Raw genomic sequence first — 19266 nt, forward strand, 5'->3', positions numbered from 1 at the left:
GTGGGTCAGTTGACGAGAGCGGGGTAGTTGGCGGTCCACTGGTCCAACAGATCCTTGTGGGGCGTGATGAAGTGCTCCTCCGTGTACTTCGCCTGCGTGATCGCGAGCTGACTGCGCTCGACGCGGTCGTAAGCGATCTGGGTCCGCGAGTAATCCTGCTCTCCCAGGCTCGGCTGGTAGACGGGGCCGGCGGCGGAGTTCGCGTTGTAGATCTCCGGGCGGTAGATCTTCTGGAACGTCTCCATGGTGCTGATCGTGCCGATGAGCTGCAGGTTGGAGTAGTCGTTGAGCAGGTCGCCGCGGAAATAGAAGGCGAGCGGCGCAACGCTGCCGCGTGGCATGAAGTAGCGAACCTGCAGCCCCATCTTTCCGAAGTACCCGTCCGTCAGCGAGAACTCGTCCTGCTGGTACTCGACGCCCAGGACCGGATGACGGTTCCCCGTTCGCCGGTACGTCTTGCTCGTGGAGACGCTGATGCACACCACTGGCGGCTGCGGGAAGCGTTCCTGGCATTCCGGGGAATCGAGGAAGTGCTGGAACAGTTTGCCGTGAAGATCGCCGAAGTCCTCGGGAACGGTGGGCTTGCCTGAGTCCCCTGCTGCCGCTGGCAGTACGACGCTGAAGTCGAAGTCACGGACGTAGGAGGAGAAGTTGTTCCCGACGATCCCGTGGTGGCGGACCCCGTTCAGCTGGTCGACGATCTGGATGTCGAGAACCTCGAACAGCGGGAACTGCTGATCCGTGCCATCCGCAGTGAACTGTATCTGCACGGAGACGATCTCAAGCTCGAGCGTGTAACGGTCCCGGTCTGGGTTGTCCCAGCCTGCGAGATCGTTGAAGCGCCGCCGCATCATGGTCAAGGCGTTGCGGAGGTTCTCCTGGCGGTGCTCGCCCCGTGCCAGGTTGGCGAAATTCGTCGTGATCCGGGAGCCTTCCGACGGGGAGTAGTCCTCGTTGAAGCGGGTCGTGGTGATGCTGAAGGTGAAGTCGTCCGCCATGCGCTGCCAATCCGTTGATGATGGGCCGGAGACGGCCTTTCAGAAGGGGATGTATCCATGTTGCAGCCTTCCGGGGGTATCGAGTAACCAGGGGTTTCTATGCACTCATATAGAATTTTCCTATGCCACAGCTTTCGAGCGGACTGACCCTGCAGCAGCTCCGCTACTTCATAGAAGTTGCAGCTGAGGGGTCGATCTCCGCGGCTGCCGATCTTCTCTACGTAGCGCAGCCGACAATGTCCGCAGCGATGAAGGACCTTGAGGCCCGGCTGGGCCGTGCGCTCCTGGTTCGCTCCGCCCGCGGGGTCACCCTCACCGCCGACGGGGTAGAGTTCCTCGGCTATGCGAGGCAGGTCGTCGAGCAGTTCGCTCTCCTCGAGCAGCGCTACCTTGGTAGGCCACCGACGCGACGTCTGCTCGGGGTGTCAACGCAGCACTACTCGTTCGCGGTGGACGCCTTCGTCCGGATGGTCAAGGCCACTGAGGTGGCCGAATACGAGTTCTCGCTGCGTGAGTCCCGCACCTGGGACATCATCGAGGATGTCCGGACGCTCCGCAGCGAGATAGGCATCCTCTACCGGAACGATTTCAACCGGAAGATCATCGACAAGCTACTCCGGGAATCCGGGCTCGCGTTCACTCCGCTTTTCCTCGCCGAACCGCACATTTTCATTTCACGGAACAACCCGCTCGCCTCAAAAGAGCGTGCGACTCTCGCCGATCTCGCCGGCTTGCCGCGGCTAACCTTCGATCAAGGTGCGAACAACTCTTTTTACTTCGCCGAGGAGATTCTCTCCACCTTGTCCAGTAAGCAGGAGATCCGGGTCTCTGACCGTGCGACGATCTTCAACCTCATGATCGGGCTCCACGGCTACACGATCTCGACGGGCATCATCAGCGGGCAGCTCGACCCGGAGATCGTCGCCATCCCGCTCGACGTTGACGAACGCATCGAGATCGGCTGGATCGGCCACGCCGCGATTCCGCTTACCAACCAAGCGCAGCGCTACCTCAGGGAATTGCGGGCCGTCGTCGCTGAGTTCGGCGTAGCGCTACTCGACTGACTGCAGTTGAGCGGGCGGTCTTTACCCCTTCGGTGATTGGACGTGTTTGTTGCAGCCGAGCGGGTTGCTGGTATCGCACATGCCCGTCGCCGTCGTTGGCATGGCCGGGGCGGACGCCAGCGAGGAAACCGGCCTGTTCCAGGTGGTGACGATCCAGCCCGGGGACATCACGCAGGGCTTGTAAGGCCGCGGTGCCGTACTGGCCGCCACCTGTGGAGGCCATTGAGCCGCAAACTGGGATGTTGGCGCGATTCTCTGGTCACCAAAGTTGATCAGTTTGCGGCTTCGCTGAAACCTTCCATTACGTCGCTCATCGCCTCACGAAATGATGAAGTTGAAGGTGACTACAACTCACGCGTGGCATCTACGGCACCGGATGAACTTCTGCTTTTGAATGCAAAAATCAAGAGGCCTGGGGGTGCCACAAGCGGAATTGAGGTTTGCGATGTTTTGGCGTCCAACGGCGAGTTCATCCACGTCAAGAGAAAATCGCGCTCATCGACCCTGAGCCGTCTGTTCGCTCAAGGCACAGTGTCGGCTACAATTTTCGTTGCAGACGGGAGTTTCAGGGATGAGATCCGTTGCATCATCGAAAATGAGACAGAACATCCGCACACACTGCGGTGGCTGAGCGTGGTTCCGGACGGCAGTCAATCTGTCGACCGATGTAAGTACTCCGTTTCCTACGTGGTAATAGCAAACTCTAGCGCTCGGGGACCGATTGGCTGCCATTCTTTAGCAAACTGAACCTCATGCAGAACGGACAACAATTGTTGAACCTAGGTTTCGGTGTTTCAGCATCGAGGGTTAGTGCTGCCGCCTGAACCAGAACGCCCCATGTAGGATGAAGCGAAATTTTCGCATCACCAGGGATGCCTTGCGACCTGGCTCTAGAGGGTCCTTGATCTATGGAAGGCATCGGCGGGGTTGAAACCGCAGGCCTCACAAAACTCCGGTGACAGTTATCACGCTCTGATGAGATGTATCGGCCGAGTTATGACTGCGTTTGTTCAACTGCGCAAACACTAAAAGATTGACTGGGACGGGTCCCCTACTTCTACTCGTCCCACTCTAACGCCGATAATAAAGATTATGTAAAGCTAGCTGCAAAGGAGCCCCTTGCTGTTTCCGGTCTAACGTCCGCGCGTCCTGTCTTCGCCCGCTGAGTCCGGTCAGGCTCGGCGGCCGGAGGCATCATCTGTAGGGATGTCATCCGTAAGCCAGGCGACCGCGTCGGCCTCTTCGTGAAGTACCTGCTGGGTGTGGTGGACCTGTAGTTAAAAGCGGTAATCACCCTGCCGACGTCATCGACGCCTACGACCGCGGTGCGAGCGGAGCAGGTGTCATCGATAGGCAGCTGCTTTGCCTCCGGGGTGATTCGCTCAAGTGGTCCGATATGCACCAGTAACGGCCGCTTGCCTTGGGAGGATGCAGCAGTGACGGCGGTGATCATTGATTCGATGTCGTCAGCTTCGATCGTGACCCCGGGCGTCCATTCAGGCGCAGGAAGCCTCCGTGGTCGCTTTGCGTGTAGCAAGGCAGGGAGAACTGCTCCATACACGAGTCACATGTCCCCAACTTCTAGTTCAGTCACCAGCTGCCCCGTGGCGATCGTCATAACACCTGTTACTAACAACAATATGCTGCTTGTGCCGCTGACCTGCGGCTTTGTTGTGCGGGCACAGCCATTGGGCATCTAACCCCTCGTGGATTCTAGAAAGAGTTGCGGACGGTCCTCGGCAACCGTGATGCCGAGGTACGGGACCGCGCCCGGCAATAATCTGTATGGGTGGTGCTCAGCATTTCTTAACGCGTCCTGCAAAAGGATTCCTTAGTGGGCCGCTACGTCGATGGACTTCCCCATCAGCACGGCTCACCGGGATTTCCGGAGTAGTAATCACCCGGGCCGACGGTTCCAGACCCTCTTGGTGTAGGTGATTCAGGTGCCGAATACGGTTCTTGGGACAAAATTTCTGCGAGATGTTCAGCACTCCCGGGCCTCGACCATTTGTCAGTTAGCGTCGAGCAAATCGCGTTCAATGCGGATCCGACGGACCCCCACCAGCCTCGATGAGCCGATACTCCCGAGGCGCCTAACGAGACGGAGCACCTCGGCCTCTTTTGCCATCGCATTGACCGATGCAATAACAGCAGATACAAAGGCAGTGCGTGTAGGCCTCGGGACGAAGGCAGGTTGGAAGCATGAGTCAAAAAGATAACCGGACTCCAGTAGGGGCCTCGCCTATCGAAGTGCCTGCGGGTACAGATATTTTTCCCTATGGAATGGGAGCAGCGCATTACCGCCTTAGCTGGGTGGAGTCAAAAGAGCACAAGCAGTACCGTAAAGTCCGCAATGTCTTGTTGGTGTTTGTCGCAGTGTTCCTGCTGGCCACAATCTTTCTCTACGTTCTTTACATGGGTGACCAGATGCCCAGGGGAACAGGAACTTTTTCTATGCTCGCTACGCTCACGATCGCGGTGTGCGCAGCTGTCAGCGCTCAATGGGTTCACCTTGCAAAAAGGCGCGTCTTCAGAGACCGGTATTTGCTCGGACAAGCAAATGAACTCGCAGAAGAAGACAAAGAAGTGGCAGCTAAGGCAACAGATGGGCAGCTAGACCTACCAAGCCTCTGGGCGGCCACTCAGACCCGGATCAACTATTACCATGACATAGCAACCAGTCAGGCAGAACAAAGCTTCCGAGTTAGCATAGTTGCTGCAATCTCCGGATTTGGAGCTGTTATCGTCCTCGGCGTGATGGCATCATTTGCTGATGGAACCGCTGCAATTGCAGCAAGCGTTGTTGGCGTAGCCGGTGCTGCCATGAGTGGCTACATCGGTGCCACCTTCATGAAGACGCAAGCCCAGGCGTCTAAGCAACTGAGCCAATTCTTCCTTCAGCCGGTTGAGTCGGCCAGACTGCTCGGCGCGGAACGGCTCCTGCAGAGCTTGCAACCAGAACAGCGGGCTGAGGCAGTTAGCGCCATAGTTAAGAGCATGATGACACCACTTGGCAACGATGGAACTCCTAGGGATGAGCCTAATCCCTAACAAGCAGCGTGCAGCGGCACCGTGGACGCAACGGGCCGTGGCCACTTGCCATGCGCCTACAGGCCACCTCCCCGGCATAGTCCCGTAGCAGCTTCGGGAAAGTTACCCTTGCGTGGCTGAGGACGAGTCGAATCCTGCTCATACGGTTTGCCCCATAAATCCGGGCAGCTATTGCCTCATTAGGGTCTCAGCCTAAGTGACGAATTGCTGAATGCGGCGCTGCAGCATCGTTGAGCACTAGAGCGATGCTCTCTGCAGACCCGATGCCCAGTATCCGTATTCCAAGCGAGCCTGGCCCTGGCCTTCGCGCTCGGTCTAGAGGACTGTAAAAGGAGCAACATAAACCGGCAGGCAGGCCAGGACTATCGCTCTTGGGCGACAGCGGTGAAGCTCCGATCAATAGCGGTTGATCGGAGCTTCGGTACAATATGCCCCTCGCTGCCTCAGAACTTGCTGGGAGCCTAAAATATTCGTTCTTCAATACTGACCATTGGCACTCTCCCGCGTCATTCGACCCAGTCCGCTGAATAAACGGCCTTATATACAGCCTGCGGGAAATGGCTTCCCTGAAGGCTTCCGGCGCCTCTTATGACGGCTGTCGTGCTTCAGCGCCTCATCGCCGCCGCGGCGAAACCGGGCGGGAAACCTCGGCGCATCTGGAGTCCCAACCGCTGGAGGCTCGAAGGCAACGCTGAGAAGTGGGTGTCAACTGCGCTATTGACTCGCGAGGTCGGCCACTCCACGATATTCCATAAGCCGCGTCACCGACGACCGGCTAATTGTCTAAAGGGCTGGTGGTCATGATGTTTGATTACGCTGCTTCGGATTCGGTGCTTGTCCTCTCGCGCGACAGAAATTTGACGGAGGAGGCTTTGGAGCAGGCGGAGAAGCTTGAGTCCGATCCGTTGACACCGTCTGAAAGCGACCTTGATAGCTGGCGAGTCCGCGACGACCAACTCACCTTCGACGCGGCCGTGAGCGCGAATCTGCCCGTCGCGGATGTCGACGCGAGCTTTTCACGGAGAGTAGTAATCCGTGACATCGCTCGGTACACAGAGCGCACCGATGGACCTATCGTGCGGCAATGGGGAGTGTCTATCCGCCTCGTGGTCACCGTCTGGTCAGGCAAAGTCGAGGGCAAGCTAACGTTGCCGATGGTCGCGGCTCAGGCGCAACTTGGCATGATTAATACGTCAGCCGAACTCCAGGTGCTGGGCTTTCGAAACAATAAGGTCGGTAAGTTGCTACCCCGATTCGAGGCAATGGATGTAAACAGCTATGGCGAGTACACGAGAGCCTCCGACAAGATCAGAGACCTCATTAGCGAGAGCAGTGCAGACATCATCCCAGTCATCCTAAAAAGTGCAGGAAAACCTGATAGCTCCAACACTCAGCTCACCAAGTCTGTGGGGACCGCGCGAGCACTCTATTATCTCGCCCGCCGCCGCCCACTACGAGAAGCGCTCGACGATGTGCGGAGTTGGCCCGACCTAGCCGAGGTAATTCGGGCAGTCTACAAACAGTTCACAAATAGTACTGATGAGGGGGTACGACCTGGCGCGGAACCCGCTGAACAAGCGCTGAAGTGGGCTGTCCTTTTGGAGGTGTAGCCTTCAGACAACCCGGAGACCACGAAAGCCAACTGCGATCACCAGTTGCCGGAAAGGACTTCATTATGGTCCGATCCGCTAGGTGCGCTACTGCCCTTAGCTGACTGGAAAAGTAGTGTAAAAAAAGACTGCATGCCATTCCAGTCAGTGACGTACCGGCGCAGCTGATTGCTGACACCTCTCCCTGGGCGTTTCGCCGAGCCGATAATACAAAGCTGTACTTTGCGTATCGCATCAGCTGAATCAATCGCCCCGATCCCTGGGATCCGCAAAGAGGTCCCTGACTTCCTTGAGAATACGCGGAATTTGGGTCGTACCCATCGATGACTGTGGCACCGGCGGGCCGGCCTAGGTGCTTGGCAGCTTTGCGTATGCGTCGATTTTACAAATGGCTCCATTGCCGTCGCTCAATGAGGCTTTGGATAGAGACCGTTCGCGAGGCGGATTTATCGGTATACCGTTTCTCGGCTGCTGATGAGGCAACGTTCGAATTGGGCGAAGGTTCCCATGACCGAGAGCACGTCACCGGCACCGCAACCTTCTGTTGTGAAGGCCTTGGGACAGAAGCTCTTGGAGCTTGCCGCTAACAGTCCAGAGAGTCGTTGATGCCTTGAATACGGTGATTACTCAGGGCATGACTGGCATCAGCTAACCACGCCGCCCGGCTAACGGCTATGGTTTGTTCTTAGCCACTGCTGCCGACGATCTCCTTGTCGGCAGTGCCCACTCCGTAGCGCTGTTTCGCCTCATGGAAGGCAACCACTCCCCCAGGCGGAACCGAGTTGACCAGGCCGCGGTAGATCCTGCTCTAAGCCTGTTTTTATCGCGCCGATAGCCGGCGTTATGTAAAGCTGAGGTCGGAAGGGGCCGGAAAAGGCACTCCCCCGGCGCTCAGGGGAGGTTGCTCCAGAAACCAAATCGCACTGTGCAGCGACGTTTGAAGAAGGAAATGTGACCCGGACTTGGTCTTTCGACCAATGAGATTCAAGGTACTTATCAGCATCCGCTCTGGAGTGGAACAGATTCTCCTTATGGCCCGACACAACAGTTGCGCCGCGGCACACACGACGGCGACGACGACACCTGTGGCCACTTCCCACTCCCATGTGCCACCCAAGGTGAAACTTCTGCAATTACTGGATCCCAGGTCATGAACTGGAGGATAGCCTGAGGGCGCGACAGTAAACGGTAGGGCTGAAATAGGTTCTATCGGTAACGTCAATCAACTCCAATTCTGACGTTGCACGTGTTGGTGGATTGGTCACCCAGGTAATAGTTCCCCAAAGCCCCGTCCGAACGTTTCCCGTGCCAATCCTTCACCCCGGGACTTCACCGATCCCTCGGGATGGCATCATTATGACCTGTAGGACAAGACGAGGTGGACAACAGGGGGCACGTCAGTGGCGGCGGTTTTGCTGGACTTTAGCTTGGACGTTACGAGAGGGCCTGAGCCGATCCTCGTCGCGGAGAGTTTAGTGCCGGGGCAGCTCGACCCAGCACAGTTGCAAGCTACACACCCGTTTAGGTGCGCGAAGTTCTCGGCATGACCGAACCCGATCTTCTCCGTCCTAGTCGTGACGGTGATCAGTTCCACTACACGTGGGCAGCGCGTCAGTCGCTGCGACTCCTCGACAAAGGCTCCGGTCTTCATTCGCTATTTGTCGAAGCAGTTGATCCCAGCGAGCAGCCGCCCTCGTCCCAATCGGACAGCCTCAGTAATGAGGCGGCTGTCGGTACCGGAGACGAGGTCATCGACCTAGCGGAGTACTGGGGCTCGAGCGACATTACCCAGACTGATCGGGTCGTTTATCGCCAGTTCAAACACTCCACTCGCTACGCAGACTCACCGTGGACGCTGTCTTTCCTGACAAAGACTTTGATCGGTTTCGCCCGCAAATACCGGGCGTTAGCGACCAGCCACCCAGAAGTGCTGGACCGTGTCCGCTTCGAATTCGTTAGCAACCGACCTCCCGCAGTATCCGCCATCGAGGCGCTCGACGACCTCCGAACCGGAGTCCCGTCATCGGCGACCAAAGGTATCCGGGAGCGGGTCAAGAACATCATTACCGAGGGCGACCTGTCGGTTCTCTGCCAGCGACTTGTCGTCGATGAACGCGCACCCTCTCTTCTCAAGCTCCGCCACCTCCTTGATCTGGAGGTCGCAGATCTGCTCCCTGGAGCGCCGGGCGAACAAGCCCTCCTGCTGCGGGAAATGATTTCCAGCCGGGCGACTTCGATATCCGGGGATAATCCCATGGTTCGCCGCACAGATGTGTTGGCCTCCCTGAAAACGTCCGAGGACCAACTGCTTCCGGCGCCCAATTTAATTGAGCCTCCAACGAACCCGATCATCAGGCGCCAATTTGCCCAAATCGCTGAGAAGATCCAGAGGTTTCGCACCGCACCAACACTTGTTCACGGCCCTGGAGGGGTGGGCAAAAGCGTCCTCGCCGGCGTTCTGGAGCGCCATTTGCCGGACGGTTCCATAACGGTTGTATTTGACTGCTTCGGCAATGGTTCCTATAGGCGTCCGAGCGCACCGCGTCACCGCCCCAAACAGGGCTTCGTTCAGCTTGTTAACGAGCTCGCCGGACGTGCTTTATGCGATCCCCTTATCCCATCTTCAACCGCTGATGAAGCGGACTACGCCCTCGCCTTCATGCGCAGACTTAGCAAAGCAGCCGAAACGGTGGCAACCACAGACCCGGATGCACTGCTTACAATCGTCGTCGACGCTGCCGACAATGCCGCCATGATTGCCGATGAGATGGGGGAACACTCCTTTGTCCGCGGTCTTCTTCGCGAGCCGCTTCCCCCCAATGTCCGGCTCGTCCTGACGTGCCGCACCGAACGCATCGACCGACTGGGGCTTCCCGCCGACTACCAAGACATCCCGCTTGCAGGCTTCGACTTAGCCGAGACTTGCTCCCATGTGAAAACGATCTATCCGGAAGTATCGACTGCCGATGTCTCCGAGTTCCACGCCAGGACGAGCCATAACCCCAGAGTGCAAGCCGCCGTCTTGGGCGCTACCAACGATTTCAAGGAAGCACTGGCATGGCTGGCGCCAAACCCCAGCTCACCTGGACAGGCACTTGATACCTTCATCGAGCGGCAAGTTGCGGAGATCCGCGACCGACAGCACCGATCTGCACCAGAAATTGATGCAATCTGCGTAGGCCTCGCCGCCCTGCGCCCGATGATCCCCGTTCGAGTGCTGGCCGATTTGGCCAACGTCCATCCTTCCGTCGTGCTCAGCTTTATTTCGGATCTGGGGCGCCCGCTCCTTATTGACGGTGATACCGTGCAGTTCCGAGATGAGCCTACTGAAACCTGGTTCCGGGACCGCTACCGTCCCGTGGGACCGAACCTGGATATCTTCATACAGCGACTTTCTCCCTTCGCTGACCAGGATGCCTACGTCGCGGCCTCGTTGCCCGCACTGCTATTCGAGGCCAACCGGTTCGATGACCTTGTTCAGCTGGCGCTGTCCGACGAGTCGCTTCCTGACAACGCGCTCCCAAGTTCCCAGCGGAATGAGGTACAACGTCGGGAGATAGCACAACAGCGCACACAATTCGCTTTGACAGCGGCGCTGCGGGCGGACCGTGAATATGAAGCTGCGCAACTCGCATTGCACTTGGGAGCTTTGACTGCCGGTCGCACCCGCCGCCTTGATCTGATCCGGGAGAATACGGACCTGGCCCCAAACTTCCTGGACCCAAGCGTGCTCGAGCAGCTTATTGCTACCCGGAGCATCAAGGCCGACTGGCCAAACTCTAACCTTCCGATTGAAGGCGCATTGCTGTCAGGCGCCGCAGGGCAGACGGACCAGGCTCGGAACCGACTCCGAAGCGCGACCTCTTGGATGTACGCATGGACAAGCCAAGCACGGCGAAATGGCACCCCGTCGAATTTGAATGACTTGGATTTCCTCCAAGTAGCCTGGGGACTACTGAACACTGATGGACCCGCCGCCTGTATTCGGTTTCTTCGAAGCTGGCGTCCACCGACCCTGGCTTTCGACGTGGGTATAAGGATTGCCCGTCGTCTTCTTGATGCAGGAAGACTTTCTGACTTTTTCGAATTGGCCCGCTCTGCGAAGGGTCGGTACCTAAAGCTCGCCATCGCCCACGCCTCCGCAGAACGTGACTTGGAGATGGACGCAGAAATTGTGGCGCACCTCCTTCGACCTATCCTCAAAGGGAAGAGAACTTCCCAATTCAGCAGCCACAACGACCATTACCGATACACGCGGTCCGGAGACCCGCTCCACAACGGTCTAACCGCCGCTACCTGGCTGATCAACCAGGCCGTAGTGCACAAGATTCTCAGTCCTGCCGAAGCCGCCAAAATCTTGCGCCTATACCTCCCTGACGACCTCGGTCACCTGACCGGTTCCTGGTACGACTCGGACATATGGTATCCAATCCTCGGGCTCGCCCTATGTGCCGGCCTTGAGGGTCGTTCCATCGATCCCCTAGATATCCAAGGTCCGCGAATCCGAAAAGCCAGAGAACGCGAGAAGTATGAGTCGTCCCACGAACTGCGTAGCTACCGCGAAAACGTTGAGCCACTCGTATCCTGGGCCGTAGCGTGGCTGGATCTCATACACAATCCCAGCGCCGTAACCAAAGCCGCCTTCTCCCAACAGGTCTCCGAATTTTTACGGCAAGCACCACCCGAATGGCGGCAGGAACGGGTCGATGGGACCAAGATCAACTGCGTCTTGATCCTCCTAGGGCGCGCCTTTGCCCGTTTTCCCGAGATCGCCGATCAGACGGCGCTGCTCAAGTTCCAAGCTGAAAATGACGATGTAATCGCCCGGCGAACTCTAATGAACGTTATCCGACAAACAGCCACGAACCCGTCAGTCCACAGACTTTCCTCCGAGCTTGCGAAGCGCTGCCACCAGCACACCGCGAATGCACGCGAGGATGCAGCCGAACTTGCGGCCGATTTCGTTAAGCTGGCCCGCGCCACGTACCGAATATCCCCAGACGAAGCAGTTGTCCATTTCCAAGCAGCCATGGACATCACGAATGCCATCGGCGATGACGCCTGGAGTCGCTGGGAGACGTTCTTGGCCATTGCCAACCACGCGGGGCAAGGCACGACCAATCACCCCGGCAGAGCGTACCGGCTATGCCAAGTAGCCGAGAGCCTCGAACCTTACCTCGGGGATCATTTGCAGCACCCTGACGTGCTTGCCGCCGCGGGCCGCCTCTCAGTGCCTGAAGCGCTTGCGGCCGGATCGCGATGGAGGGACCGCCGCATCTCCCCCATCCGGGACTTGGCCAACAGCGTCTTAACCAGCCCGGATTTACTGTTGAAAAATGATCCGAACGCCGCTCTCGCCCTGCTCCCTCTCGGAGATAACTTCCCAGACTGCGAGGTGCTAGCCTCGGCGCTTGCTACGCAGACGCCAGACTCAACGTCCGCCGTTATCGCTTATCTCCAATTTCTACGGCCGACGCCACTTTCACCCACTGACCTCGACGTACTCCTCAGCCTGACAGGCATCTCACGAGCAGCCATCGAAAAGGTTGATCCCACTTTACTGTGGACCTCTATCCCCACTAAAGACAGGCGCTCTTTCGATCATGAGTCCGATAAGAGACCAGATGAAGCCTTCGAGAACTTCGACCTGACTACGGTCGAAGGATGGACCGAGGCGCTTGCCTCTTCCGGCCACGGAAGCAGCCGTAACGACCTTTTTTACTACGTTGCTACCATCGCCGGCGCCTCACCGAGCATCCTGCGCGCATTCGGGGCATGCCCCTCTGTTAGTTACTGGGACCTTTGCCGCCTTCTCGAGTCGTTGCAGGATCAGACACTTTCGATGGGTACCCAAGCAACGCTTGATGAGCTTCTTGTTACCCAACTCGCTCGATTTGCGCCAGACATATTGCTGATCTCGTGGCGTACTTTCGACTACGAGGACGCCCGCTCCCTAACCGGTCACGACACCAACTACGAGCAAATCGCGAGCCGCGCATTAGCGGAAGAGCAGTCCTTCACCGCCGATCAGGCCTATGCACTGGCGTCGCATCTCGGGCGCCGGCTCACCACTGACAAGGCCCTCCAATTGTTCGACGCCGCGTCTTCATACTTCAACGACACACCGCCCCCCTTGACTCCTACGATGGACACCACGCCAATGGCATGACAGGAACCTGGGACGCAGAGTCAGCCGTAGCCGCAGTAATCTGGACCGCACTCGGAGATCCCGCCGGAAAAACTCGATGGCAGGCCGCTCACAGCGTCCACATGGCTCTAAGGCTCGGTCATACAGGTGTTGTATTGCGACTGCTTGACCTAGCCTGCGGACGACTAAGGCCCGATGCTTTCCTCGACGCTAGGCTCGATTTTTACGACAAGCATGCACACCAGTGGATGCTGTTCGGCATCAACCGCGCGTCAGTCGATGCCGCAGGCCTGACTACAGCGGCACTTTGCCAGAACCTACTCACAATGACCGTCAACGGAACGCCACACGCCGTGAACACGCCACTGGCCCGCGACTCTTTGCTGCGACTCCACGCTGCCGGTCTGATCACCCTCGATTCCAGCGAGAAGCAGAAAATCGAACAATCCGGCAGGCCCATCAGCACAAGGCGGCACGACCGGGAGACTGACTTAGAAAACGTCACAACCCACAGCGAGATCCCCCAACAGAACGAGGCTGATGCCTCCTCAACCGGGGAGTCGATCCAATGTTCAACCAGTCCTGTGGATTCCGAATCCGGCGCTCCAAAGGAAGAAGCGACAAGGTCCGAAGCCGTAGAAGATGATGCCGACGGTGAACGATTCAGGTTCTTTTTCGACTTCCGCCAGTACTGGTGCGATCCCCTTGGCGACGCCTTCGGCATTAACGCCCATTCAGTCGAACGACTTGTCGCCAAAGTGTTGATCGATGAATGGGAGGTTTCATCAAGGGGCCGCACCGAGGACGACCGCCGCCACGCACTTAGGCTTTATCCCGGGGACAATTACTCCAGTCACGGAGAATGGCCCGAGGAGGAAGATCTGGACTTCTACCTCGCTATTCAGGGACTCTGTGAGGTCGCGGGTACCCTTCTCCAGACTCGACCCGTTGTTCAACGGTATGACGAAGACGAGGAAACTGGTGAGTCCGAATACACCAGGTTCCTGAAATGGCACATGCCCACTCGCGATGACGGGCGCTGGCTGTCCGATCGGCGCGATCCCGCTCCGGCAAACGCCCAAATCGACTCGAACGATCCTATGGGACTTGAAACCGACAGGGATGACGAGCACTGGATTTACCGAATAAGCGTCGACCGATTCAGGCAGGAACTGTTCCCCTCACCAACGCAAATCATGGTATGGGGTTATAGAAGTGTCGACCACTTCTCCCGAAACGAAAGGGTAAGCATCACTTCAGCCCTCGTTTCTCCAGGCAGCGCTCATGCTCTACTCAGAGCACTGCAAACGTCCCCGGACAAACACGCCTACAGAATTCCTGACACAACGGATGAAACTTACAGCTCCACGGTCCCTGGATTCGAGCTCACCGGCTGGATCAAACCGCACGGGTACGACTACGGGCGTGACCGCCAGGATCCCTACGCCAAGTCGATTGAGTACCCGCCCATCCGACCTATGACTTCCATTCCTCCCCTCGACTCGCTGGTCCCCGACGCCGACTTACGCCTCTGGCGTGAAGGGGAGACCATTGCCGTTACCTCAACCGCATGGGACGACTCCGATAAGAGGCAAAGCATCGGATCTTCTGGCCAGACCCTGGTCTTTGACCGTTCTTGGCTTACCGGGATGTTAGAAAAACTCGATCGTTGGCTCATCCTGGAAGTTGAAATTCAAAGGCGTTCGAACGAAACCTCGCGGAGCCGCTCAAAACTGGCTGATTACGACGAACGCCTCAGCCTCTCATCTCCTTACACGAAGTACTTTTTGATCGACGTAACGGGAGATGCCCATGAGTTCTGACACTGACCCCGTCCTGCAGCTTGGACGCGACTTGGCGGACGCGCTGGACCCCAGCGACATCGTCGGCCGTTGGATGTCGCACCACCTAGCTGAACTGATCCACCAATGCGAGGAAAATCCGCGCGACACGGAGCTTTTTGCAACCACGCGAGGGGTCGTCCTGAACCTTTGGGAACACAAGTCTGGGGCGCCCTTTAAGAGCGAGCCCTACGCCCACGTGCGACCCATTCTGCGGGCGATTGAAAGGCTAGACCCGAATCCCGCCCCGTGGGCGTACTACCGCCCGTTCGAGGAACAAGAACCGAGTGTAAAAGCCATGTCAACCTACCCGCTCCTACCGGTCGCATGCGACATAGATCGGGAGGTCGGCCAATTGATCCGCCTTATCGTCGCACTTACGGCTCGGGACGCTATGTCATGTGAAGAGCCCTGGGTCATGGTCGGCAAGGACGCGGCCAAAACGGAGGAGGACAATGCAGTCCGTACTCTAGAGCAACTGGTGCGTCGCCTCGGATATCGTACAGAGGACACTGCCGGCCCAGGGGCGGTTGGGGCCGAAGCGACTGAATCACCTGAGGTAGCTGGACCAGCGGCAAACAACGAGATCTCAAGTGAGCCCGTGGCTATTCGCACGAACATAATCGACGCCGTGGAGGAACTCCAGCATTCAGAACCCCTCAACCGGTCCATTCAGAACGCCCTCATCCGCTGTCACCGTTTACTCGATCAGATTTCCGATATGTGTCGGACAGCACCGGCTTCAGACGGCACCGAGACCGGCCCGCAACCTTAGGTGGACTAAAAGTCCTAGCGGCATCATTCACCCTCATCGGATCGATCTTGTCGGTGTTCACATAAACGTCTTGACTTCGTTGTTAGACAAGCCTAGAACTCAACCTCACAGGCGAGGTTTGGAATACGGTGAACGGACAGTTGATCGGGTACGTGCGGGTCAGCACGATGGACCAGAACGAGAAACGCCAACTCGAAGGCCAGATTCTGGACCGGGTCTTTACGGACAAAGCTTCCGGAAGGGACTCCGCCCGACCCCAACTAACCGAACTGCTGCGATTCGCCCGCGACGGGGACATCGTCGTGGTGCACAGCATGGACCGGCTTGCCCGGAACCTGGACGATCTCCGTGCTCTCGTCCAGGGGCTAACCCGCAAAGGAGTGCGCGTCGAGTTCATCAAAGAAAGCCTGCTCTTCACTGGAGAGGACTCCCCCATGGCCAACCTCATGCTCTCGGTTATGGGCGCTTTCGCAGAATTCGAACGCTCCCTCATCCGGGAACGTCAACGGGAGGGAATCGCCCTGGCCAAGCAGCGCGGAGCCTACAAGGGACGCAAGAAGACACTTTCACCTGAACGTGCCGCCGAACTAGTCGAGCGTGCCGGCAGTGGGGTTTCAAAAGTCGTTCTCGCCCGCGACTACGGAATCAGCAGGGAGACTGTCTACCAGTACCTGCGCCATGCAAGGCTGGCGTGAGGATCCCTTCCCCGGATGCACACGCCTATCCTGTCGACTCACTAGCTTTACAGAATATCCATTATCGGAGTTTGAAAATGGGCGGGGGTGCCTCCCTAGGGGCTGTCCGTCGAGTTGGGTCTGCGTTATGGCCGAGTGTTCGGCATGGGCGGGAGGCAGCTACCGTTTGTCCGCTAGGCGGAGAAACGGTGGTGGCGACGTAAAAGCGTCCCGCCAGCCCTTCAGGACTTGGCGCCAGTGAGATCAACGAGGTCAGCAAGGTCCGCAGTGTCGAGGTGAAGATTGACGGTTTGCAGGCAATCTTCGATGCTCTGCGTCGTGGTCGCCCCAACGATGGGTATAACTCCGGGGCCTTGTGCGATGACCCATGCGAGCATTACTTGATGGGGCGATACCTTGTGTCGCCGGGCGACTCGAAGCACAGCCGGTATTGGGATGCTACCCCCGTTCAGAGGTTGATAGGCAAGGTATGGGATTCCCGCTCGTGCACATGCGGTGGCTAGAGGAAGATCTTCGGGCGACGTCACTGAGAGGCGATTCTGGACAGTATCGATTGTCGTCACTAGTCGCGCGCGTTCGAGCTGCTCTGCGCTCACATTGGAGAGTCCGATCGCTGCGACTAGTCCTTCCGAGCGCAGTTCTTCCAGCGCGGCTACGCTGTCTTCGATAGGCAGCCCAGGGTCGGGGTGATGGAGCTGGTACAAATCAATCCGCTCAACACCTAGTGTCCGCAAGCTGATCTGGCAATGCCGACGCAAGGCTTCGGGGCTTCCATCAATCGGAAATTCATTTCCCCTACGCCAATGGCCGCCTTTTGTTGCGATGGTCAGGCTATCTCGGCCCACTTTGGCGATCACATCACGGACGACTTGCTCTGCATAAGACTCAACGCCGGGCCGCGTGTAAGCCAGCGCGGTGTCCACAAGCGTCACCCCGCCGTTCACAGCGTCTACCAAAGCCCTCACGGCCTCTGACCGCTCTATACCGCTGAAAGCGAACTTCGCTGTGCCGAGCGCGACCGGGAAGACCCACCGGTCGGCGATCTTAGTCGAATCCACGTATTGCTCCTAAGTTCACTTAAATCGATATCGTAGCCAGGACTACATGGCACCTGTGCGGTCTCTCAGTGGGGTTTGAAGGGTATCTAGCGAGCGTATAAAGCCTTTCAGAAAGGGGCCCTAAATTTTGGCGGACCCAGTAACCGACGCTGTCTACGACGATCGGACCATGGGGCTATCTCCATCGCCCAGTTCATGGCCTGTTAGCTCTTGACGCCGCCGGTGAAGCCTTGGATGAACTGCTTCTGGGCGACGAGGAAGAACGCCAGAATCGGGATCATCGAGATGATGATGGCCGCGAAGATCACGTTCCACTGGGACACGCTTTCACCGACGAAGTTGTAGATCACGACGGGCAGCGTGACGGCGTCTGAGCCGTTGAGGAAGATCAGGCCGGTGAAGAAGTCGTTCCACACGATGAGGCCGGTGAAGATTGCCACAGTGCCTGTGGCCGGAGAAAGGAGCGGAAAGATGATTTTCCGGAACACGGTGAAGCGCGAGGCTCCGTCGATCTGGGCTGCTTCCTCGTAGTCCTTGACGATCCCGTTGGTAAAGCCCATGTACAGGAAGATCGAAATGGGAAGCAACGCTCCCGCGTACATGATTATGGTGCCGGTGTGCGTGCCCACGAGGCCCACGCTGCGCATCCCTACGTATATGGGAATGATTGCCGCCTGTGCCGGAAGGACCATGGTCACCAGAATCAAGCCCATAGCCACCTTGCTCAGCTTTCCGGTCCGGCGGCTCAGGGTGTATGCCGAGATGGAGCCGATAAAGACAAGGACCAAAACACTGCCGGCGGTGATGATAATGCTGTTCAGCATGCCGTCCATCAGTGTGGCCTGCCGTCCCCCGCGGACGGCTTGGCCGAAGGCATCCAACGTCGGGTTAGTGACGAGCTGCATTGCCGATGTGGTGAGGGCATCGTTGCCGTTCTTGAAGGCGAGGTTAAGCAGAAAGTAGAACGGCAACAGGAAAACTAGGGCAACCAGGATCAGCAGTGCCTCGCGGAGGAGGGTCTTCTTCGTATAACGGAACATGAGCTGACTAACCTTTGGAGTTCGTGCGGAGGAGGAGGCGCTGGGCCACGGTAAGGATGATGATGATTACGGACATGACCAAGGCCAACGCGGCGCCGAAGCCGAAGCGGCCCATAACGAACGTCTCCTTGTAGATAGTGACGGCGAGGGTTTCCGAAGCCCCGTAGGGGCCGCCGCCCGTCAGTGCCTGAATCTGGTCGAAGACCCGTAGACCGTTGATGAGCATGAGTGTCATGGCGATGACCACAGACGGCATGATGGCGGGAAGGATCACATAGTTGAACCGCTGCCACAGCGTTGCACCGTCCAGCGCGGCAGCTTCTTCGAGTTCCGGGGAAACAGTGGCGAGTCCGGCCAGGTACATGACCATGACCAGTCCGACGTTCTGCCACACCATCACGATGATGATTGCCGGAAGGACTGTCGCCGGATCGCCCAGCCACGTCCGTTGCATCGACTCCAGGCCAACCCAGGCCAGGAACTCGTTGAGTGGTCCGTCCTGCTCAAAGATGAACTTCCAGATGTAGGACGTTGCCAGGGAGCTAAGGACTACGGGCGCGAAGATCAGGGTGCGGATAACGTTGCGGGACTTCACGGTCCGATTGAGGCCGAGCGCCAACAGCAGACCCAGCACGTTGGTCAGTATCACGAACGAGATGCCGATGATGAAGGTGTTGGTGAGCGCCGTAGTGGTGGGGCCACCCTCGGCTATGGCAGCGAAGTTATCCCAGCCGACGAACTGCCACTTTCCGATGCCTTTCCAGTTTGTGAAGGCGAAGAAGGCGCCGATGGCGCTCGGCGCGTAGTGGATGAGCAGAAGGGCCAGGAGCGCGGGTGTGAACCACCACCAGGCAGCGAAGCGGCGCTCGGTGCGGAGGTCTTTGCTGCCGTTGGACTTGGTGGAGCGGGGCTGGCGCCCGGTAGCCCGGGCGCCCTCCGTTTTCTGCTCGAGTTGTGCGGTCATGGGTGTTTTCCAATCAGGTTGC

At 58.0% G+C, this 19266-nt stretch carries 11 protein-coding genes; 7 read left to right on the forward strand and 4 right to left on the reverse strand.

Annotated features, from left to right (window positions below; translation table 11 throughout):
* Positions 1-5: 5 nt before the first annotated feature.
* Positions 6-998: a DUF1852 domain-containing protein gene (locus tag AC5RT3_RS12850; protein ID WP_494011285.1), complete on the reverse strand. Its 993-nt coding sequence runs from the start codon at positions 996-998 to the stop codon at positions 6-8.
* A 122-nt stretch (positions 999-1120) separates the two neighbouring features.
* On the opposite strand from AC5RT3_RS12850, the gene AC5RT3_RS12855 reads away from it, so the two are divergent.
* From AC5RT3_RS12855 to AC5RT3_RS12885, 7 genes are all read left to right on the forward strand, one after another.
* On the forward strand, positions 1121-2062 hold the full coding sequence (locus AC5RT3_RS12855; RefSeq protein WP_494124348.1) for a LysR family transcriptional regulator: 942 nt from the start codon (positions 1121-1123) through the stop codon (positions 2060-2062).
* Between the two features lie 222 nt (positions 2063-2284).
* The gene (locus AC5RT3_RS12860; protein ID WP_494011287.1) at positions 2285-2809 is read left to right on the forward strand and encodes a DUF6119 family protein; all 525 of its coding nucleotides are present in this window, start codon (positions 2285-2287) and stop codon (positions 2807-2809) included.
* A gap of 1455 nt (positions 2810-4264) precedes the next feature.
* Complete coding sequence (locus AC5RT3_RS12865) at positions 4265-5113, forward strand: TRADD-N-associated membrane domain-containing protein (protein ID WP_494011288.1); 849 nt, start codon at positions 4265-4267, stop codon at positions 5111-5113.
* Positions 5114-5913: 800 nt separating this feature from the next.
* Positions 5914-6723: a hypothetical protein gene (locus tag AC5RT3_RS12870; RefSeq protein ID WP_494011289.1), complete on the forward strand. Its 810-nt coding sequence runs from the start codon at positions 5914-5916 to the stop codon at positions 6721-6723.
* A gap of 1543 nt (positions 6724-8266) precedes the next feature.
* Positions 8267-12892, forward strand: coding sequence for a hypothetical protein (locus AC5RT3_RS12875; protein ID WP_494124349.1), 4626 nt, complete (start codon positions 8267-8269; stop codon positions 12890-12892).
* Between the two features lie 134 nt (positions 12893-13026).
* A complete protein-coding gene (locus AC5RT3_RS12880) occupies positions 13027-14694 on the forward strand; it encodes a hypothetical protein (RefSeq protein WP_494124350.1) in 1668 nt (555 codons plus the stop codon).
* Between the two features lie 921 nt (positions 14695-15615).
* Entirely contained in the window at positions 15616-16182 is a 567-nt protein-coding gene (locus AC5RT3_RS12885) for a recombinase family protein (RefSeq protein WP_494011291.1), read from the forward strand.
* Between the two features lie 221 nt (positions 16183-16403).
* Here the strand turns inward: AC5RT3_RS12885 and AC5RT3_RS12890 are convergent, their stop codons facing one another.
* The 3 genes from AC5RT3_RS12890 to AC5RT3_RS12900 all read right to left on the reverse strand — a co-directional run bounded on the left by AC5RT3_RS12890 (position 16404) and on the right by AC5RT3_RS12900 (position 19244).
* A complete protein-coding gene (locus tag AC5RT3_RS12890) occupies positions 16404-17240 on the reverse strand; it encodes an aldo/keto reductase (protein ID WP_494124351.1) in 837 nt (278 codons plus the stop codon).
* 203 nt (positions 17241-17443) lie between these two features.
* Positions 17444-18280, reverse strand: coding sequence for a carbohydrate ABC transporter permease (locus AC5RT3_RS12895; protein ID WP_494011293.1), 837 nt, complete (start codon positions 18278-18280; stop codon positions 17444-17446).
* A gap of 7 nt (positions 18281-18287) precedes the next feature.
* A complete protein-coding gene (locus AC5RT3_RS12900; protein ID WP_494011294.1) occupies positions 18288-19244 on the reverse strand; it encodes a carbohydrate ABC transporter permease in 957 nt (318 codons plus the stop codon).
* Positions 19245-19266 lie beyond the last annotated feature (22 nt).

This window comes from Arthrobacter sp. Y3221159, from assembly GCF_059089885.1.

Coding starts and splice junctions, on each gene's coding strand:
- AC5RT3_RS12900 (WP_494011294.1), bottom strand. CDS start 19,244: ATGACCGCACAACTCGAGCAGAAAACGGAGGGCGCCCGGGCTACCGGG.
- AC5RT3_RS12855 (WP_494124348.1), top strand. CDS start 1,121: ATGCCACAGCTTTCGAGCGGACTGACCCTGCAGCAGCTCCGCTACTTC.
- AC5RT3_RS12875 (WP_494124349.1), top strand. CDS start 8,267: ATGACCGAACCCGATCTTCTCCGTCCTAGTCGTGACGGTGATCAGTTC.
- AC5RT3_RS12895 (WP_494011293.1), bottom strand. CDS start 18,280: ATGTTCCGTTATACGAAGAAGACCCTCCTCCGCGAGGCACTGCTGATC.
- AC5RT3_RS12870 (WP_494011289.1), top strand. CDS start 5,914: ATGATGTTTGATTACGCTGCTTCGGATTCGGTGCTTGTCCTCTCGCGC.
- AC5RT3_RS12850 (WP_494011285.1), bottom strand. CDS start 998: ATGGCGGACGACTTCACCTTCAGCATCACCACGACCCGCTTCAACGAG.
- AC5RT3_RS12865 (WP_494011288.1), top strand. CDS start 4,265: ATGAGTCAAAAAGATAACCGGACTCCAGTAGGGGCCTCGCCTATCGAA.